The organism is Streptomyces manipurensis (assembly GCF_049570255.1).
Classification (GTDB): Bacteria; Actinomycetota; Actinomycetes; order Streptomycetales; family Streptomycetaceae; genus Streptomyces; species Streptomyces manipurensis.
Genome location: NZ_CP186950.1, coordinates 3,491,264 through 3,511,604 on the forward strand (window position 1 = coordinate 3,491,264; position 20,341 = coordinate 3,511,604).

A 20,341-nucleotide genomic window follows, 5' to 3' on the forward strand; every position below is an offset into this window, starting at 1 on the left:
CGCGAGCAACTGAGGACAAGCCCTCGGCCTATTAGTACCAGTCAGCTTCACCCGTTACCGGGCTTCCACATCTGGCCTATCAACCCAGTCGTCTACTGGGAGCCTTACCCTCTCAAGGAGGTGGGAATACTCATCTTGAAGCAGGCTTCCCGCTTAGATGCTTTCAGCGGTTATCCCTCCCGAACGTAGCCAACCAGCCATGCCCTTGGCAGGACAACTGGCACACCAGAGGTTCGTCCGTCCCGGTCCTCTCGTACTAGGGACAGCCCTTCTCAATATTCCTACGCGCACAGCGGATAGGGACCGAACTGTCTCACGACGTTCTAAACCCAGCTCGCGTACCGCTTTAATGGGCGAACAGCCCAACCCTTGGGACCGACTCCAGCCCCAGGATGCGACGAGCCGACATCGAGGTGCCAAACCATCCCGTCGATATGGACTCTTGGGGAAGATCAGCCTGTTATCCCCGGGGTACCTTTTATCCGTTGAGCGACGGCGCTTCCACAAGCCACCGCCGGATCACTAGTCCCGACTTTCGTCCCTGCTCGACCCGTCGGTCTCACAGTCAAGCTCCCTTGTGCACTTACACTCAACACCTGATTGCCAACCAGGCTGAGGGAACCTTTGGGCGCCTCCGTTACCCTTTGGGAGGCAACCGCCCCAGTTAAACTACCCATCAGACACTGTCCCTGATCCGGATCACGGACCGAGGTTAGACATCCAGCACGACCAGAGTGGTATTTCAACGGCGACTCCACAACCACTGGCGTGGCTGCTTCAAAGTCTCCCACCTATCCTACACAAGCCGAACCGAACACCAATATCAAACTGTAGTAAAGGTCCCGGGGTCTTTCCGTCCTGCTGCGCGAAACGAGCATCTTTACTCGTAGTGCAATTTCACCGGGCCTATGGTTGAGACAGTCGAGAAGTCGTTACGCCATTCGTGCAGGTCGGAACTTACCCGACAAGGAATTTCGCTACCTTAGGATGGTTATAGTTACCACCGCCGTTTACTGGCGCTTAAGTTCTCAGCTTCGCAACCCCGAAAGGTCACTAACCGGTCCCCTTAACGTTCCAGCACCGGGCAGGCGTCAGTCCGTATACATCGCCTTACGGCTTCGCACGGACCTGTGTTTTTAGTAAACAGTCGCTTCTCGCTGGTCTCTGCGGCCACCCCCAGCTCACGGAGCAAGTCCGATCACCAGTGATGGCCCCCCTTCTCCCGAAGTTACGGGGGCATTTTGCCGAGTTCCTTAACCATAGTTCACCCGAACGCCTCGGTATTCTCTACCTGACCACCTGAGTCGGTTTAGGGTACGGGCCGCCATGAAACTCGCTAGAGGCTTTTCTCGACAGCATAGGATCATCCACTTCACCACAATCGGCTCGGCATCAGGTCTCAGCCTTAATGAGGGACGGATTTGCCTACCCCTCGGCCTACACCCTTACCCCGGGACAACCACCGCCCGGGCTGGACTACCTTCCTGCGTCACCCCATCGCTTACCTACTACAAGTCTGGTTCGTCGGCTCCACCACTTTCCTTTCCCCGAAGGGTCCGGAACGGCTTCACGGACTTAGCATCGCCTGATTCGATATTGGGCGTTTCAAAGCGGGTACCGGAATATCAACCGGTTGTCCATCGACTACGCCTGTCGGCCTCGCCTTAGGTCCCGACTTACCCTGGGCAGATCAGCTTGACCCAGGAACCCTTAGTCAATCGGCGCACACGTTTCTCACGTGTGTATCGCTACTCATGCCTGCATTCTCACTCGTGAACCGTCCACAACTAGCTTCCGCTGCTGCTTCACCCGGCACACGACGCTCCCCTACCCATCACAGCCTCCGTTGGGAGTATTGCTGCAATGACACGACTTCGGCGGTACGCTTGAGCCCCGCTACATTGTCGGCGCGGAATCACTTGACCAGTGAGCTATTACGCACTCTTTCAAGGGTGGCTGCTTCTAAGCCAACCTCCTGGTTGTCTCTGCGACTCCACATCCTTTCCCACTTAGCGTACGCTTAGGGGCCTTAGTCGATGCTCTGGGCTGTTTCCCTCTCGACCATGGAGCTTATCCCCCACAGTCTCACTGCCGTGCTCTCACTTACCGGCATTCGGAGTTTGGCTAAGGTCAGTAACCCGGTAGGGCCCATCGCCTATCCAGTGCTCTACCTCCGGCAAGAAACACACGACGCTGCACCTAAATGCATTTCGGGGAGAACCAGCTATCACGGAGTTTGATTGGCCTTTCACCCCTAACCACAGGTCATCCCCCAGGTTTTCAACCCTGGTGGGTTCGGTCCTCCACGAAGTCTTACCTCCGCTTCAACCTGCCCATGGCTAGATCACTCCGCTTCGGGTCTAGAGCGTGCAACTCAATCGCCCTGTTCGGACTCGCTTTCGCTACGGCTTCCCCACACGGGTTAACCTCGCTACACACCGCTAACTCGCAGGCTCATTCTTCAAAAGGCACGCAGTCACGACCCATTGGGTAAACCCAATGAGCGACGCTCCCACGGCTTGTAGGCACACGGTTTCAGGTACTATTTCACTCCGCTCCCGCGGTACTTTTCACCATTCCCTCACGGTACTATCCGCTATCGGTCACCAGGGAATATTTAGGCTTAGCGGGTGGTCCCGCCAGATTCACACGGGATTTCTCGGGCCCCGTGCTACTTGGGAGATGAGCAAGCAAGCCGCTGATGTTTCGTCTACGGGGGTCTTACCCTCTACGCCGGACCTTTCGCATGTCCTTCGACTACATCAACGGTTTCTGACTCGCCCAGCCGCCGGCAGACGACTGAAGCTCATTCCCACAACCCCGCATGCGCAACCCCTGCCGGGTATCACACGCATACGGTTTGGCCTCATCCGGTTTCGCTCGCCACTACTCCCGGAATCACGGTTGTTTTCTCTTCCTGAGGGTACTGAGATGTTTCACTTCCCCTCGTTCCCTCCACACTGCCTATGTGTTCAGCAGTGGGTGACAGCCCATGACGACTGCCGGGTTTCCCCATTCGGACACCCCCGGATCAAAGCTCAGTTGGCAGCTCCCCGGGGCCTATCGCGGCCTCTCACGTCCTTCATCGGTTCCTGGTGCCAAGGCATCCACCGTGCGCCCTTAAAAACTTGGCCACAGATGCTCGCGTCCACTGTGTAGTTCTCAAACAACGACCAGCCACCCATCACCCTGCGCTCCGAAGAGCCCAAGTTCACTGGGGCCGGCACTGAAGAACAGCCATACGGCCGTACCTTCAGGACCCAACAACGTGCCAAGCACGATTCCGTCGACTCTCGCTGCGTTCCACGCCGAAGCAGTACTTGCAGGAAGTGTCAGAAACCGTGCCAACTAATCAACGTTCCACCCATGAGCTGACCGTGCAGAACGTTTGTCTGCAATCGGTACTGTGCTCCTTAGAAAGGAGGTGATCCAGCCGCACCTTCCGGTACGGCTACCTTGTTACGACTTCGTCCCAATCGCCAGTCCCACCTTCGACAGCTCCCTCCACAAGGGTTGGGCCACCGGCTTCGGGTGTTACCGACTTTCGTGACGTGACGGGCGGTGTGTACAAGGCCCGGGAACGTATTCACCGCAGCAATGCTGATCTGCGATTACTAGCGACTCCGACTTCATGGGGTCGAGTTGCAGACCCCAATCCGAACTGAGACCGGCTTTTTGAGATTCGCTCCACCTCACGGTATCGCAGCTCATTGTACCGGCCATTGTAGCACGTGTGCAGCCCAAGACATAAGGGGCATGATGACTTGACGTCGTCCCCACCTTCCTCCGAGTTGACCCCGGCGGTCTCCTGTGAGTCCCCATCACCCCGAAGGGCATGCTGGCAACACAGGACAAGGGTTGCGCTCGTTGCGGGACTTAACCCAACATCTCACGACACGAGCTGACGACAGCCATGCACCACCTGTATACCGACCACAAGGGGGGCACTATCTCTAATGCTTTCCGGTATATGTCAAGCCTTGGTAAGGTTCTTCGCGTTGCGTCGAATTAAGCCACATGCTCCGCCGCTTGTGCGGGCCCCCGTCAATTCCTTTGAGTTTTAGCCTTGCGGCCGTACTCCCCAGGCGGGGAACTTAATGCGTTAGCTGCGGCACCGACGACGTGGAATGTCGCCAACACCTAGTTCCCAACGTTTACGGCGTGGACTACCAGGGTATCTAATCCTGTTCGCTCCCCACGCTTTCGCTCCTCAGCGTCAGTAATGGCCCAGAGATCCGCCTTCGCCACCGGTGTTCCTCCTGATATCTGCGCATTTCACCGCTACACCAGGAATTCCGATCTCCCCTACCACACTCTAGCTAGCCCGTATCGAATGCAGACCCGAGGTTAAGCCTCGGGCTTTCACATCCGACGTGACAAGCCGCCTACGAGCTCTTTACGCCCAATAATTCCGGACAACGCTTGCGCCCTACGTATTACCGCGGCTGCTGGCACGTAGTTAGCCGGCGCTTCTTCTGCAGGTACCGTCACTTTCGCTTCTTCCCTGCTGAAAGAGGTTTACAACCCGAAGGCCGTCATCCCTCACGCGGCGTCGCTGCATCAGGCTTTCGCCCATTGTGCAATATTCCCCACTGCTGCCTCCCGTAGGAGTCTGGGCCGTGTCTCAGTCCCAGTGTGGCCGGTCGCCCTCTCAGGCCGGCTACCCGTCGTCGCCTTGGTGGGCCGTTACCCCACCAACAAGCTGATAGGCCGCGGGCTCATCCTTCACCGCCGGAGCTTTCAACCCCTGCCCATGCGGACAGGAGTGGTATCCGGTATTAGACCCCGTTTCCAGGGCTTGTCCCAGAGTGAAGGGCAGATTGCCCACGTGTTACTCACCCGTTCGCCACTAATCCACCCCGAAGGGCTTCATCGTTCGACTTGCATGTGTTAAGCACGCCGCCAGCGTTCGTCCTGAGCCAGGATCAAACTCTCCATGAATGTTTACCCGTAATCGGGTCCACACATCACGTTGAGCGGGCACGTCATGTCGGAATATGACCGACGTACCACTGCGTCCTCGCTGTGTTTGGTTGCCTGCAAGCATCACCCGAAGGCGACCTCACAGGTCTTTTTCAAAGGAACCTCATCCACCGAAGTGGACGGGGTATCAACTTTTGGCGTTGATTTTTGGCACGCTGTTGAGTTCTCAAGGAACGGACGCTTCCTTCGTACTCACCCTCTCGGGCTTTCCTCCGGGCTTTCGTTCTGTTGTCCTGCTGTGTTCTTGCGTTTCCGACTCTATCAGACTCTTTCGGGCCTGACCCCCAGTCAGCGGGGCTTGCCTTCCGGGCTGTTGGGCCCTTCCGACTCCCCAAACTCTAGTGGATTTCCCCGGCGATTCATAATCGGCGTTTCGGAAATGAATTCGGGCATGCCGAAATCGTTCCCGGTGGGAGATCGTGCAGAGTTGGGTGCCGCAACGAGGCGGCGGGATGTGTCGTCGCCGAAACCTTCCGGCTCCGGGGCAACTCGAAGAACCTTACGGACCCGTGGGGGATGTGTCAACCCTCTTGGTCAGCTGGGTGACTGGAGGTCTTCCACGCGGTCCAGCAGGCGCGTGAGCATCTCGCCCAGGACGCCGCGCTCCGCCGTGGAGAGGTCCTGGAGGAGCTCCTCCTCGAAGACCGTGGCAGCGCGCATCGCGTCGAGCCACTTGCTGCGGCCCTCGTCCGTGAGCTCCACGATCACGCGCACGCGGTTGGACTCGTCGCGCTCCCGGGTCACCAGACCCTCCGCCGTCATGCGGTCGATCCGGTGGGTCATCGCCGCCGGCGTGAGGCCCAGCTGCTTCGCCAGCTCGCTCGGTCCCATCCGGTACGGGGCGCCGGAGATGACGAGGGCCTTGAGGACCTCCCACTCTGCGTTGCTGATGCCCAGGGCCGCGGTCTGACGCCCGTACGCGACGTTCATGCGGCGGTTCAACCGGCTCAGGGCCGATACGACCTTCTCGACCTGGGGGTCCAGGTCTTGGAACTCGCGCTGGTAGACGGCGATCTGTTCGTCGAGGCTCGGCTCGGGGACGGACGTCGTGCCGTCGGCGGTGTCACCCATGGACCGAAGTATCGCACGGGCACGTTGGCATCTAACTCCTTCGATGTGTAGAGTTAAGCATCGAACTTTAGGCATGAAGTCTTCAGGCTTCAGTTATCTGGCAGGTGAGAAGTGACCAAGGTGATGGGCGCCGCGATGCGGCGGATCCAGGCCGGGAACGCGCTGACGGCGTTCGGCATCGGCTTCACGGTTCCGTTCCTCTACATCTACGTGGCGCAGGTGCGAGAACTGGGCTCCATGGCGGCCACGAGCGCCTTCGTGGCCTTCGCCCTGGGTGCCCTCGTCGCACTCCCCTTCACCGGACGGGTCATCGACCGGCGCGGTCCCGTGCCCGTGGTCATCGGCGCCGCCGTCGCCGCCTCCGCCGGTGCCCTCGCGCTCGGGCTCTCCACCGGAGTCGTGCCGATCCTGCTGTCGGCGCTGGCGCTCGGCGCCGGTCAGGCCGTCATGCAGCCAGCCCTGGCCACGATGATCGTGTGGTGCTCCACCCCGTCCACCCGGACGCGCGCCTTCGCCCTGCAGTTCTTCATGCAGAACCTGGGCCTCGGCATCGGCGGACTGCTGGGCGGTCAGATCGTGGACGAGAGCCGCCCCGGCAGCTTCACCCTGCTCTTCGGCATCGAGGCCGTGATGTTCCTGGTGCTGGCGGGCGTGATCGCCACCGTCCGGATGCCGCAGGCCCCGAGCATCAAGGGCGCCGTGCCCAAGGACCCGTCCCAGACGGGCGGCAGCGGCTGGAAGCGGCTGCTGCGGCACAAGGCCATGGTGCAGCTGAGCGTGCTGGGCTTCGTGGTGTTCTTCGCCTGCTACGGGCAGTTCGAGTCGGGTCTCGCCGCCTTCGGTACCGAGGCCGCCGGGATCTCCCCGTCCACGCTCGGTTTCGCGCTGGCCGCCAACACCGGTGCGATCGTCGTCGCGCAGTTCGTCGTGCTGCGGCTGGTGGAGAAGCGCCGCCGGTCCCGGGTGATCGCGCTCGTCGGGCTGATCTGGACCGCCGCGTGGCTGATCGCCGGGTTCTCGGGGCTCGGCCACGGCAGCGCGATGATGGCAGCCGCCGCGTTCATCACCACGTACGCGCTCTTCGGCATCGGCGAGGCGATGCTGTCGCCGACCCTGGCCCCGCTGGTCGCGGACCTGGCTCCCGAGGGCTCGGTCGGTCAGTACAACTCCGCCTTCGCGCTGGTCAAGCAGATGGCGCTGGCGCTCGGGCCGCTCGGGGTGCCGCTCGGTGCCGGTGTGCCGATGCTCTACATCGCGGTGTTCGTGCTCGTGTCGCTCGGGATCGCCGGCCTGGCGCTGCGGCTGGGCCGTCAGCTGACCCCGGTGCAGGACAACCCGTCGCTGGCGAGCCGGGTCGTGGCGCAGGGCGGGCCGGCCACGGCCGTCGCGGAGCGGTCCGAGGCGGCCGGCTCCGAGGCCCCCGGCGCGGAGCCCGTGCCCGTGCACGCGTAGCCCCGGAAGGTCACGACGCGGGTGGCCCCGGTCCCTTGTGGACCGGGGCCACCCGCGTCTTCGCGTGTCCTACGGCTGCTTGTCCGGGAGGGCGAACTCGCACCAGACGGCCTTGCCGCCGCCCGGCGTGCGGCGGGAGCCCCACGAGGAGGCGATGGTGGCGATGATCGAGATGCCGCGGCCCGTCTCGTCGGCCGGTTCGGCGCGGCGGCGGCGCGGCAGGTGGTCGTCCCCGTCGGTGACCTCGATGATCAGCCGGCGGTCGGTGCGGCGCAGGCGCAGCCGCATGGGCGGGGTGCCGTGCTGGAGGGAGTTCGCGACGAGCTCGCTGGCGGCGAGCACCCCGAGGTCGCAGAGCTCCACCGGGAAGCGCCAGGAGGCGAGGACCCCCTGGGCGAAGGCGCGGGCGCGCGGGGCGGCCTCGATGCCGCCGAGGAGTTCCAGGGCGGCGTTGTGGAAGAGCTCGGCGTCCGATCCGGTGCGGGCGGGCTGCTGGAGGACCATCACGGCCACGTCGTCGTCGTGGTCGGCGTCCACGCCGAGGGCGCGCATCAGGCGGTCGCAGATCACGGCCGGGGTGCCCTGGGCGCCGGCGAGGGCCCGCTCGAGGGCGGCGACGCCCTCGTCGATGTCCTCGCCGCGGCGCTCGACGAGGCCGTCGGTGTAGAGGACGGCCGTGGAGCCGGGGCCGAGCGCGATCGTGCCCGAGGTGTGCAGCCAGCCGCCGGTGCCCAGCGGCGGGCCGGTGGGGTCGGCGGCTCTGCGGACGGTGCCGTCCTCGTCGCGGACGAGGATCGGGAGGTGGCCGGCGGAGGCGTACGCGAGCAGGCCCTCGTTCGGGTCGTGGACGGCGTAGACGCAGGTGGCGATCTGGCTGGCGTCGATCTCGGCGGCGAGGCCGTCGAGCAGCTGGAGCACCTCGTGCGGGGGCAGGTCGAGGCGGGCGTAGGCGCGGACGGCGGTGCGCAGCTGGCCCATGACGGCGGCGGCGCGGACGCCGCGGCCCATGACGTCGCCGATGACGAGGGCGGTGCGTCCGGCGCCGAGGGTGATGACGTCGTACCAGTCGCCGCCGACGGCGGCTTCGGTGCCGCCGGGCTGGTAGGTGGCGGCGACGCGCAGGTCGTCGGGCTGTTCCAGTTCCTGCGGGAGGAGGGAGCGCTGGAGGGTGACGGCGGCCTCTCGCTGGCGGCGCTCACTGGCGCGGAGCCGCTCGACGGCTTCGGCGTGGTCGGTGACGTCGGCGAGGTGGATCAGGATGCCGTTGTGGGGTGCGTCGGGTGCGGGGGCGGCCGGTTCGGCGGTGCCGTCGGCGGTGGCGGGCTCGGGGAACGCCACCGGGGTGCAGGTCACCGTGTAGGAGCTGGTGCCGCCGGGCGCGGTGCGGTTCTTGGCGGTACGGGGCTTGCCGCTGCGCTGGACCTGGTCGAGGAGCGGGAGGAGGCCGAGCTCGCCCAGCTCGGGGAGGGCCTCGTGGGCGGGGCCGCCGGTGGTGCGGGCGCCGAAGCCGGCGGTGTAGGCGTCGTTGACGTAGGCGACGCGGTGCTCGGGGCCGTGGACGAGGGCGACCAGGGCCGGGAGCCGGCCGAGGACCTCGCGGGCGGAGAGCTCGTCGAGGGAGGGGACGGTGGTGAGGGTGCCCGGCTGGGTGAGGGCGGTGGCGGCGGTCCCCCGGCCGGGGCCCGTGCCCGTTCCCGTGCCGGTGACGGTGGGGTCGGCGGGGTGGCCGTCGGCGGTGGGCGTGGAGCGCTCCGCCGCGGGGTCGGTGCGGCTGCCGCGGGCTGCCGGGACCGCGCCCTCGCCGCGCTTGGCCTGGGCGGCGGCGTGTTCGTTCCGGGCTGCGGCGCGGCGCTGCGTTCCGGGGAACCGGGCGCTCCAGCGCGTGAAGTTCACTGCGTTCAAGCCTCGTGGTGTCGCGAGTGGTCGCTGTGTCGCTCGTGGGCGGTCGCGGACTGGACGATGTCACTCTGTGCAGGGGTGAGCCCACCTATGGTCACACGTCCAGTGTGGCCGACCGCACTGACAACGTCAGCCCTGGTCGTCCTTCGGGGGGTTGGGGGCGGGGGGCGGGGGTGGGGCCTTGGGCCCGCCTCCTGCCGCCAGTTCGAATTCTGCCCTGGGGTGTTCGAGGGAGCCCAGGGAGACGATCTCGCGCTTGAAGAGGCCGGACAAGGTCCATTCGGCGAGTACGCGCATTTTCCGGTTGAAGCTCGGGACGCGGCTGAGGTGGTATGCGCGGTGCATGAACCAGGCGGGGTAGCGCTTGAGCTTGCGTCCGTAGACGTGGGCGACGCCCTTGTGGAGGCCGAGGGAGGCGACGGAGCCCGCGTACTTGTGGGCGTACTCGGTCAGGACCTCTCCGCGCAGGGCGGCGACGAGGTTGTCGGCGAGGACCTTGGCCTGGCGGACGGCGTGCTGCGCGTTGGGGGCGCACTCGCGGCGGGGGCCCTCGGCGTCGGCGGGGGCGGTGATGTCGGGGACGGCCGCGGCGTCGCCGGCGGCCCAGGCGTGCTCGACCCCTTCGACGGTGAGGAAGGAGGTGCAGACGAGGCGGCCGCGCTCGTTCCTGGGGAGGTCGGTCGCGGCGAGGACCGGGTGGGGTTTGACGCCGGCGGTCCAGACGATGGTGCGGGTGGGGAAGCGGGCGCCGTCGCTGAGGACGGCCACGCGGTCCTCGCAGGAGTCGAGGCGGGTCTCCAGGCGGACGTCGATGTTGCGGCTGCGCAGTTCGCGGACGGTGTAGACGCCCATTTCGAGGCCGACCTCGGGGAGGATGCGGTCGCTGGCCTCGACGAGGACCCACTTCATGTCCTCGGGCTTGATGTTGTGGTAGTACCGCGCCGCGTAGCGGGCCATGTCCTCGAGTTCGCCGAGGGCCTCGACGCCCGCGAATCCGCCGCCGACGAAGACGAAGGTGAGGGCGGCGTCGCGGACGGCGGGGTCGCGGGTGGAGGACGCGATGTCCATCTGCTCGATGACGTGGTTGCGCAGGCCGATGGCCTCTTCGACGGTCTTGAAGCCGATGCCGTAGTCGGCGAGGCCGGGGACGGGGAGGGTGCGGGAGACGGAGCCGGGGGCGAGGACGAGTTCGTCGTACTCCATCGCGATCGGGCCGGTGCCCTCGTCGGCGGTGGCGAGGGTGGTGACGGTCGCGGTGCGCTTGGCGTGGTCGACGGCCTGGACCTGGCCGATGACGATGCGGCACTTGCCGAGGACGCGGCGCAGGGGGACCACGACGTGGCGGGGGGAGATGGCGCCCGCGGCGGCTTCCGGGAGGAAGGGCTGGTACGTCATGTAGGGCTCGGGGGTGACCACCGTGACCTCGGCCTCGTCGGCTCTCAGCTTTCGCTGGAGGCGGAGCGCCGTGTACATGCCGACGTAGCCGCCGCCGACGATCAGGATGCGCGTGCGGGGCGGGGTACCGGGGGCCGCGCCCCGGGAGTTAGCAGCCTTCACCATCCCATGACGCATCGTGGCCGGGAGTTTGTCCACAGGCCTGACAGATTGTGTGACCGGAGTGAGTACCGGGGCGGGGTGGCGCACGGGTTCCGCGAGTGGCGGAAGTTTGCAGGTCAGCGCGGCCGGAATGGCCGATTCCGGAGGTGCGGAACGGAAAAGTGGGGGTGAATGCTCCGATCGGGCGGTGGTCCGTCCGGGGCTGCCCCTTCTGAATTGAGTCTGGCTCAACTATGTTCGTTACTCGTCGAGCAGCCGGACCGTGCCTGAGACCGTGGCGCGGGCCCCTCGACGTGAAGGCGGGGAGTGTCTCCGGGGGGAGACAAATGATTACCGGGGGATACATATGAACATTTCCGATTTCCATGGTTCTGCGACCGCGCTCTCGGTCGAGAGCACCGGTCGCGCGCTCGCGGGCAGCACCACGCACGGCGTGGGGCGCTCCACGCCGCTGCGCGTCGACGCCCAGCGCAACCTGGAGCACGTGCTGCGCGCCGCCCGCGAGGTGTTCGGCGAGCTGGGCTACGGCGCTCCGATGGAGGACGTGGCCCGTCGCGCACGGGTCGGCGTCGGCACCGTGTACCGGCGGTTCCCGAGCAAGGACGTGCTGGTCCGGCGCATAGCCGAGGAGGAGACGGCCCGGCTGACCGAGCAGGCCAAGGCCGCCCTGGGCCAGGAGGAGGAGCCGTGGCAGGCGCTGTCGCGCTTCCTGCGCACCTCCGTGGCCTCGGGCGCGGGGCGGCTGCTGCCGCCGCAGGTGCTGCGGGTCGGCTCGACCGGCGAGGAGGCGGCCGAGGAGACGGAGGCGGCCCGGGTGCCGCACCAGCGCCAGGCGGCCGAGGACACCGCAGCCCCGGGGCTGCGGGTCGTGGGCGCCCGGGGCGCGGAGGACGAGCCCTCGGACGACGCGGGCGCGGGCGCGCTGCTGGAGGTCGTCGGCCGGCTGGTGCACCGTGCTCGGGAGGCCGGTGAGCTGCGCGCCGACGTCACGGTGGCCGACGTGCTGCTGGTGATAGCGACGGCCGCGCCGGCCCTGCCCGACCCGGCGCAGCAGGCGGCGGCCTCCACCCGGCTGCTGGACATCCTGCTGGAGGGGCTGCGGTCCCGGACGGCGTGACCTGCTCCGATCCGGTGCCGGCCACGTCGCCGGCCGGCACCGGACCGGCACGGTGTTCCGGCCCGTCTCGCACGGACGGGTGGAAGGCCCGGAAAGCGGTCCGGTGCCCGTCCGCCGTGTGACACGCTTGCTCGGTGTACCGGTTGAGTGTGTCGTGCGGGAGTTTCCGCGATGAGCGTTGACGGGCGTGAGGAACCGCTCGCCCGCGCCGGCAACGAGGTCGAGGCGGGCGGTCTGCCTGCCCGTCAGGTACCGGCGCAGCGCGGACCGGGTGGGTGGCACGGCCGTCCACCGGCCGGCGGGGGTGATCTCCCGCCCTCCGACGGTGAGTTGGTCGCCCGGATGCGGGGCGGTGACGACGGTGCCTACGAGGAGCTCTTCCGCCGTCACGCCGATGCCGTACGCCGCTACGCGCGGACCTGCTGCCGCGACGGGCACACCGCCGACGACCTGACCGCCGAGGTGTTCGCGCGGACGCTCCAGGCCGTACGGGGCGGGGCCGGGCCGGACCAGTCGGTGCGGGCCTATCTGCTGACCACGGTGCGCAGGGTGGCCGCGGCCTGGGCGAAGACGGCCCGGCGGGAGCACCTCGTCGAGGACTTCGCCCTGTTCGCGGAACAGGCCGCCGGGCGGGCGGACGGCGGCGGCGGCGGGATGGCCGGGCTGTCGGGGGACGACACGCTCGAACTGGGCGCGGACGTACGGGCCATGCACGTGGCCGAGCAGTCGCTGGCCCTGCAGGCCTTCCGGAGCCTGCCGGAGCGGTGGCAGGCCGTGCTGTGGCACACCACCGTCGAGGAGGAGTCTCCGAGCGCGATCGCGCCGTTGTTCGGGCTGAGCGCCAACGCGACGGCGGTGCTTGCCAGTCGTGCCCGCGAGGGGCTCAAGCAGGCCTATCTGCAGGCCCATGTGAGCTCGGCGCTGAGCGAGGGCGGCGACTGCGCGCGCCACGCGGACCGGTTGGGTGCCTACGCGCGCGGCGGCCTGCGGATGCGGGCCGAACGGGGGCTGCGCAAGCACCTGGAGGAGTGCGCGAAGTGCCGGCTGGCCGCCGGGGAGCTGCGGGACGTCAACGCGGGCATTCCCGCGCTGCTGCCGGTGGCGGTCATCGGGTGGTTCGCCGCCGGGTACGCGGCCAAGGCCGCCGGGGTGGTGGCCGGCGGGGCCGTCGCCGCGGGCGGGGCCGCCGTGGCGGCGGGGGCCGCGGGCGGGTCGGGAGCCGGGGCCGCGGGGACGGCCGGCGCCGCCGGTGGGGCCGGTGGCGGTACGGGCGGGGCCGGAGCCGGGGGCGCGCTGGCCTCCGAAGGACTGGGGCTGCCCGCCAAGGCCGCCATCGCGGCCGGCATCGCGGTGGCCGCGGCCGCCGGGGTGGTGTTCGCGCTGGCCGGTGACGATCCCGCACCGCAAGCCAGGGCCAGGCCGGCGCCCCCCGCCGTGGCGCCGGTGACCCCGGACGCCCCCGCCCCCGAACCCGCCCCGGCCGAGCCCGCTCCGCCCGCGCGGGAGCCCGCGGCCGCGCCGAGCCCCGTACCGGCGGAACCGGCTCCGGAGCCGACGCCGTCGGCGGCCGCCCCCGCGAAGCCGTCCCCCTCGCCCTCGCCCACCCCCGCGAAGCCGTCGCCCACGCCCTCCCCGAGCGCGTCCCCGGCGAAGCCGAGCCCGCCGCAGCCGACGCCCCCGCAGGCCTTCCGGCTGGCCTCGCTGCCCCACTCGGCCGGCGGGGACCACACCGGGCCCGAGCTGCAGACCTGGCGCAGCGGATGGGTGTGGCAGCGCCGGGGCCTGGAGGTGGGCGGCCTGTGGTTCGCGCACGGGATCACCGTGAACTCCCGTTCCTCGGTGGAGATCACGCTCAACCGCCGCTGCGAGTCCTTCTCGGCCCGGGCGGGGGTGGACGGCCTGTCGCTGTTCACGAACGGGCGGGTGCGGTTCTCCGTGTACGGGGACGGGGAACGGCTGTGGCGGTCCGCGTCACTCGGGCACGACGACCCGCCCGCCGCCGTCCAGGTCCCCCTTTCCGGGCGGACCTCCCTGCGGCTGGTGGTGGAGAAGGACGGGCCGGGCGCCCTGCCGACCCTGGCGAGCTGGGCGGACGCCGTGATCAGCTGCCGCTGAGCGCCTCGGCGAGCCCGGCCGGGGTGAGCGCGGCGCCCGCCGTCTCCTCCCCGGCCCGGCGGAGGGGCCCGAGCAGGGCGCCGGTCCGCTCCGGCAGCCCTTCCAGGACCCGCTGCTCGGGCACGGACCGGGGCAGGCCCGCACGCCAGGCCGTGGCCGCGGCCAGGACCCGTACGGACTCGGCGGGCCGGCCGGCGTCGGCCAGGAAGAGGGCGGCGGCCTCGGCCATGCCGGCCAGGAGCCGCTCGGCGCAGCGGGCGGTGACGGCGGCGGCGAAGGCGGGCCCGATCGTGGCCAGTGCGGCCTGCGGCCCGTGCTCGCGGGCGGTGAGGAAGGCGTCGACGGTGTCCAGTCCGGCGGTGAGCGGGGCGGGCACCGTGGTCCGTCCGGCCTGGGCGCGGGCCCGCTCGCAGGCTTCCCGGGCGCGGACCGCGTCGTCGCGTTCGAGGGCGAGGAAGGCTTCGAGGAGCCGGGCGTAGGCGCTCACGTCGTACACGCCGCCGTGCTGGTCGGCTTCCGCGTCGGCCTCGGCGAGGAGCCGTTCGGCCTCGTCGGCCTCGCCCGCGCAGTAGGCGGCCTCGGCGATCCGGGCGAGGGCGAACGGGGCCTCGACATGGGCGCCGACCTCGCGGGCCAGCCGCAGGCACTCCTCGAACGCGGTCCGGGCGTCGGCGTACCGGCCCTGGGACAGGGCGATCTCCCCGGCGGCGCTGGCCACCTGGGCGCGCGTCCAGCGGTCGCCGACACGTCGGGAGATCTCGTGCAGTTCGGCGAGGTCGGCATCGACGGTGGGCAGGCCGCCGCTGACGTCGATGGAGACGTGCGTGCGGAGCATGAGGACCACGCCCAGTTCCCAGTCCCCGGCGTGGCGGCGGCAGTTGGCGACGGAGAGGTCGAGGTCGGTGACGAAGTCGAGGGTTTCGCCGGTGAGGAAGGAGGTGGCCGGCCAGAGGAGCCCGGGGAAGGTGGCGGTCTCGGGGCGGCTCTGCCGGAAGGCCTCCTTGATGCGGCCGGCGAGCGCCCGGTGGGCGGGGGTGCGGAACTTCTCGGCGGAGTTGCTCTCCGCGAGCAGGAACATGTCGAGGACGCGCAGGCGCATGTGCCGCCAGTACGCGGGGGTGTCCGTGGGCGGTTCGGCGGGAGTGAGGGCGAGGGTGCGGGCGGTCCACAGGGCGCCCTCGGCGCGGTAGTTGCGCAGCCACCAGAACCAGCCGAGGGCGAAGACGAGGCGCTGGGCGGTCTCGGCGTCGGCTTCGGCTCCGGCCTGCGTGGTGGTGTGCAGGGCGGCGCGGAGGTTGTCGAGCTCCGTCTCGAGGCGCCGGATCCAGGGCAGCTGGGCGGCGGAGCGGATGAGCGGTTCGGCGGTCTCCGCGAAGGCGGCGTAGTGGGCGGCGTGGCGGCGGGCGGTGGCCCGGGCGTCGGCGGGGCGTTCGGCGGCCCGCTCGGCGGCGTACTCGTGGATGGTCTCGAGCATGCGGTAGCGCATGGTGCGGCCGTCGTACGGTTCGGCCAGGACGAGGGACTTGTCGACGAGGGAGCCGAGGACGTCGGCGGCGTCGAAACCGGCGCGGGCGCCCCCGTCGGCGGGGTCGGTGCAGACCGCTTCCGCGGCGGCGAGGTCACAGCCGCCCGCGAACACCGACAACCGGCCCAGGACCGTCCGCTCGGCCCCGTCCAGCAGGTCCCACGACCAGTCCACCACCGCGCGCAGCGTCTGCTGACGCGGCAGCACCGTACGGGAACCACTGGTCAGCAACCGGAACCGGTCGTCGAGCCGGTCCGCGATCTGCCGCGGGGTCAACAACCGCAACCGCGCCGCCGCCAGCTCGATCGCCAGCGGCAGCCCGTCCAGCCGCCGGCAGATCTCCGCGACGGCCGCCGGGTCCTCGTCGGGCGTGAATCCGGGGCGGGCGGCCGCCCCCCGGTCGGCGAAGAGCTGGTGGGCGGGGGCGGGCGGCAGCGGTTCCACGGGCCGGACGGTCTCGCCCGGGACGGCCAGCGGTTCGCGGCTCGTGGCCAGGATCCGTACGCCGGGGCAGTGCGTGAGGAGCCGCTCGGCCAGCTCGGCGGCGGCGCCGATGACGTGCTCGCAGTTGTCGAGGACGAGCAGCAGGGAGCGGTGCGCGCAGTACTCGACGAGCAGGGTGACGGGGTCGGTGTCCGCGGCCGGGGCGTCCCGTGCAACGAGGGAGTTCTCGCGCAGCCCGACGGCACTGAGGACGGCGCCGGGCACGGCGGAGGGGTGGTCGAGGCGGGCCAGCTCGACGAGCCGGCCGGGCTCGGGGTGGGCGGCCGCGGCCTGTTCGGCGAGGCGGGTCTTGCCGGAGCCGCCGGGGCCGGTGAGGGTGACGAGGCGGAGCCGGGCCAGGTCGTCGCGGAGCCCGGCCAGTTCGGCTTCGCGGCCGACGAAGGAGGTGAGCCGCCGGCGGAGGGTGCCGTGCGCCGCGTCGGGCAGGGGGTGCGGATCCGCTTCCCGGGCCGGGCCGGGGTCCGGAGCCCCGTGCGGCGGCGTGCCGCGGGGCGGGACCTGCGGGGCCGGCGGGTGGAGCAGCTCCGAGTGGAGGCCGGCCAGTTCGGGGCCGGGCCGGGTGCCGAGGGCCTCGGCGAGGGTACGGCGCGTGTCCTCGTACGCGGCGAGGGCGTCGGCGTGGCGGCCCGCGGCGCGCAGGGCCCGGAGCCGCTGGGCGTGCAGCGGTTCGTCGTACGGGGACTCCCGGAGCAGCGCCTCGATCTCCGGCAGGAGCGCGGCGGGGGCGGTGGCTCCGCCGCGCAGGTCGGCCTCGATGCGGTCGCGGAGGGCGGTGGCGCGACGGGCCTCGGGGGCGGCGGCGTGCGCGGTACGGGCGGGTTCGGGCAGGTCGGTGAGGGCGGGGCCGCGCCAGAGGGCGAGGGCGGCGCGCAGGGTGCGGGCGGCGGCCGCGGGGTCGGTGGCCAGCTGCCGCCCGCCTTCGGCCGCGAGCCGGGAGAAGCGGTGCAGGTCGACGTCGTCGGGGGAGGCGGCCAGGCGGTAGCCGGCGGCGGGGGCGAAGCCGACGGCCTCGTGTCCGCCGAGCGCGCGGCGCAGCCGGGCGACGAGTGCCTGGAGGGCGGCGGGGGCGTCCCGGGGCGGGTCGTCGCCCCAGACGTCGTCGACGAGTTCGGCGACGGGGACGTTCCGGCCGGCCCGCAGAGCGAGGGCGGCGAGGAGCGCGCGCAGCCGGGCGCCGCCCGTCGGGAGGGGGACACCGGCCTCGTCGCGCGCCTCGGTGACACCGAGGATCAGATACCGCACCCGGCAATTCTGCCCGGCCCGGGGGCGGGTGTTGCCGGGTGCCTTTGCGGCACCGGCCGCTGCCCCGGGGCGGCGGACCGCCGGATCCGCCCGCCCGGGCGTCGGGCGAGGGACGAGTCCCCACGGGCGTCCAGGAGGCTGTGCGGGGGCCGAACGGTCAGGACAGTGCCGGGCGGTGCACGGGCACGCCCTCCGGCACCGCGCGGCGGCGGGCCGCGGAGGTGCCCGTCCAGCACGTGCCGCGGCGCGCCAGCAGGCGGTGCAGCCAGAGCTCCATCGAGACGAGCTCCGCCAGCCCGTCCAGCGGCACCGGCCGGCCCTCCGCCGCGTCGAGCAGGGCCTGGCGCACGACGCGGGCCTCGATCAGCCCCGCGTCCGCGAGCAGCGGGGCGGCGAAGAGGTCCAGCAGCCCGTGCAGGGCGGCGCGCAGCCCCAGCCGGGTCGCGGTCTCGTTCGGCGTGTGCGCGGTGACCCCCCAGCCGGGCGGGAGTTCGCGCACTCCGGCGGAGGACAGGACGCTGCGCAGGATCGCGGCCCGGGCGCCGGGCTGGACCCGCAGGGACTCGGGCAGGGCGCGGGCGGCCCGTACGACCTGGTTGTCGAGGAACGGGGCGTGCAGGCGCTGGCTGCGGACCTCCACGGCCTGTTCGAAGACCCGGTGGTCGGCGGCGTGCCGGGCCAGCACCGAGCGGGCCCGGGCCTCGCCCGGCCGCAGCGACAGCGGCGGCCGCCCGGCGGCCGCGGCGAGCCGGATCGATACTTCCGCCAGCGCCTCTCCCGTGAGCCAGCCCGCCGCCGGACCCGGCCGCGCCCAGGTCAGCGCGGCGAGGGAGGCGTCCACCGGACCGGTCGCGCGGTCGGTGACCCCGCCCTCGCGGAGTCTGGCCGCGGCCGCCTCCATGCCGGCGCGGTAGGTCGTGCGGGCGAGTCTGCGGGCCGCCGCGTACACGGTGAGGGGGACCAGCAGGGACTCCCCGGCGGCTCCGGAGGCCGAGGCGGAACGGGCCAGCGCGGCGACCGGCCGCAGCATGTGCCGGCGGCGGCGGTCCATCAGCAGGTCGGCCAGCCGGGCCGGGTGGGCGTCGAGGACCTGGCGGGCGCCGTGGCCGGTGAAGTGGTCGGCCGAGCCCGCGGCGAGCCGGCGGCGTTCCCGGGCGGCGATCACGAGGGAGGGGCCCGGCTCGTCGGTCAGCGGGCCGTCCAGTTCGGCGTACGGCAGGGCCTCGTCGGCGGCGGCGACCACGACGTGGTGCAGGCGCGGGTCGGCCGCGATGGCGCGGGCCCGCTCCAGTTCCGGCTCGCGCCCCTGGGGGGTGGCGAGGTCGTTGAAGGTGACCGCGAGGAGTCGGGCTCCGGCCGGGCTGGTCAGGCTTCCGGGTGCGCCGGGCAGGCCGGCGGCGAGCAGCGCGAGGGTGGCGGAGGCGCTGCCGCCGGAGAGGTCGGCGCCCACTCCGGCGGCGGGGGCGCCGCGGGCGGCCCGCCGGTCGGCCGGTCCCATGCCGGGCACGGGGCCGGGATCGTACGGCGCCGGCGTCTCGGGAGCATGCCGGGGCGCCGTGAGCCGGGCGCGCACCGCGTCCACCAACGCTTCCCGCACGCCCTCCACCGCGCGCTCGGCGTCGGCCTCGGGTGCGGCCACGGCGAGCGAGGCGACCTGCTCGTAGCCGGTGATCTCGCGGGAGCCCTCGCGCAGGATCAGGGCGTGCCCGGGCGGGATCCGGCGGACGCCCGCGTACGGGGTGCCGTCGCCCAGGGCCTCCGGGCTGTCGGGGCAGGCGAGCAGGGCGGCGAGGTGGCCGATGTCGAGCTGCGCCTCGATGAGGTCGGCGAGGGGGAGGGCGGCGGTGGCGTACGCCGTGCCGCTCGCCCAGGGGGTGTAGAAGACGGGCCGGGCTCCGGCGAGGTCGCCGAGGACGGTGATGCGGCGGCCGGCCTGGACGACGGCGGTGTAGCTGCCGGACCACTGGGTGAGGTGGCGCAGCGCGCCGCCGCGGGCGGCGTAGAGGGCGCGGCGCAGTTCGGCGTCGGTGGCGCCGCAGCAGCCGAGGACGGCGAGGCGGGTGAAGGGGTCGGCGGGGTCGGCGGTGAGGGTGCGGATCTCGTCGGGGCGCCAGTCGCCGACGGCCCACAGCGGGTCGGGGTCCCCCCAGAGGAGCTGCGCGCCGACGGGGTGGACGGTCCGCTCGGCGTCCGCGCCGGGGTCGGCGGCGTGGGCGGCGTCCGCGATGCCGCCGCGCAGGTGGCCGCCCGGTCCACCGGTGCCGCCGGGTCCGGTGGAGCCGTACCCGTCGGGGCCGTGGCCGCGGCCCGGGACCCGGCCGACCGTGCCGAAGCTCGCGGCGATACTGCTCCAACCCACCAACCAGCGCACCGCCGCCTCCCCAGCCCGTGGGCACATGACCGGGGCACGGGCAGCACGGACGGCGCTGAGGGCGCGGCCGACGGAGCCCCGGTGGCTCGGGTCCATGCTGCCACGGGACAGGCGTGCGAGAGGCGTTAAAGGGGGCGCGCGGGCAAAGGAACACGCGCCGTCCACGCAGTATTTGACGTTCCGTTCCCACCGCCCCATAGGTCGCTTTCAGCCATTCTTCGGCCGCCCGGAGCGCGCTCGCGTGCCACCGGAGCACGGTGCACGGGCGCGGTCCGGGAGGCCGAATGCGCCCCCCGGACCGTTCCGCCACCCGCGGGGATTGAGGCAGCGGCATCCCCCGGCCCGCCCGTTCCGGGCAGCGGGCCGACCCACGCACGGCACATCGAATCGCCGGGTCACCGGCCCGGCCAGAGCGCACGGGCGGGCGCACGGCCACACGCACGGAGCACGCCGGGGGACGTGCGCCCCCGCCTCCGGGCCCGGGGCGGACTGTGCAAACGGACAA

The 20,341-nt window shown here is 70.7% G+C and carries 8 protein-coding genes and 2 rRNA genes; 3 read left to right on the forward strand and 7 right to left on the reverse strand.

Features of this window, described 5'->3' with window-relative positions; genetic code table 11:
* Positions 1–11: 11 nt before the first annotated feature.
* The 3 genes from ACPU2J_RS16080 to ACPU2J_RS16090 form a co-directional block, all read right to left on the reverse strand.
* Positions 12–3,134: ribosomal RNA gene (locus ACPU2J_RS16080) — 23S ribosomal RNA — on the reverse strand.
* 283 nt (positions 3,135–3,417) lie between these two features.
* Positions 3,418–4,941: ribosomal RNA gene (locus ACPU2J_RS16085) — 16S ribosomal RNA — on the reverse strand.
* The 16S and 23S rRNA genes sit together here, the layout of an rRNA operon.
* A gap of 576 nt (positions 4,942–5,517) precedes the next feature.
* The gene (locus ACPU2J_RS16090) at positions 5,518–6,054 is read right to left on the reverse strand and encodes a MarR family winged helix-turn-helix transcriptional regulator (protein WP_361590265.1); all 537 of its coding nucleotides are present in this window, start codon (positions 6,052–6,054) and stop codon (positions 5,518–5,520) included.
* A 111-nt stretch (positions 6,055–6,165) separates the two neighbouring features.
* Between ACPU2J_RS16090 and ACPU2J_RS16095 the strand changes: the two genes are divergently transcribed.
* Positions 6,166–7,506, forward strand: coding sequence for an MFS transporter (locus ACPU2J_RS16095; protein ID WP_423833490.1), 1,341 nt, complete (start codon positions 6,166–6,168; stop codon positions 7,504–7,506).
* A 69-nt stretch (positions 7,507–7,575) separates the two neighbouring features.
* On the opposite strand, the gene ACPU2J_RS16100 is transcribed toward ACPU2J_RS16095, so the two are convergent.
* On the reverse strand, positions 7,576–9,399 hold the full coding sequence (locus tag ACPU2J_RS16100; RefSeq protein ID WP_420082404.1) for an ATP-binding SpoIIE family protein phosphatase: 1,824 nt from the start codon (positions 9,397–9,399) through the stop codon (positions 7,576–7,578).
* A gap of 135 nt (positions 9,400–9,534) precedes the next feature.
* Positions 9,535–10,965 carry an NAD(P)/FAD-dependent oxidoreductase gene (locus ACPU2J_RS16105; RefSeq protein WP_361590259.1) on the reverse strand — a complete coding sequence of 477 codons (1,431 nt, stop codon included), beginning with the start codon at positions 10,963–10,965 and terminating at the stop codon, positions 9,535–9,537.
* 343 nt (positions 10,966–11,308) lie between these two features.
* On the opposite strand from ACPU2J_RS16105, the gene ACPU2J_RS16110 reads away from it, so the two are divergent.
* Positions 11,309–12,079: a TetR/AcrR family transcriptional regulator gene (locus tag ACPU2J_RS16110; protein WP_361590256.1), complete on the forward strand. Its 771-nt coding sequence runs from the start codon at positions 11,309–11,311 to the stop codon at positions 12,077–12,079.
* Between the two features lie 171 nt (positions 12,080–12,250).
* Complete coding sequence (locus ACPU2J_RS16115; RefSeq protein ID WP_423833491.1) at positions 12,251–14,194, forward strand: sigma-70 family RNA polymerase sigma factor; 1,944 nt, start codon at positions 12,251–12,253, stop codon at positions 14,192–14,194.
* Here the strand turns inward: ACPU2J_RS16115 and ACPU2J_RS16120 are convergent.
* On the reverse strand, positions 14,181–17,465 hold the full coding sequence (locus ACPU2J_RS16120; RefSeq protein WP_423833492.1) for a BTAD domain-containing putative transcriptional regulator: 3,285 nt from the start codon (positions 17,463–17,465) through the stop codon (positions 14,181–14,183). The genes ACPU2J_RS16115 and ACPU2J_RS16120 overlap by 14 nt on opposite strands.
* Before the next feature lie 157 nt (positions 17,466–17,622).
* Entirely contained in the window at positions 17,623–19,836 is a 2,214-nt protein-coding gene (locus ACPU2J_RS16125; RefSeq protein WP_423833493.1) for an asparagine synthase-related protein, read from the reverse strand.
* Positions 19,837–20,341: the final 505 nt, after the last annotated feature.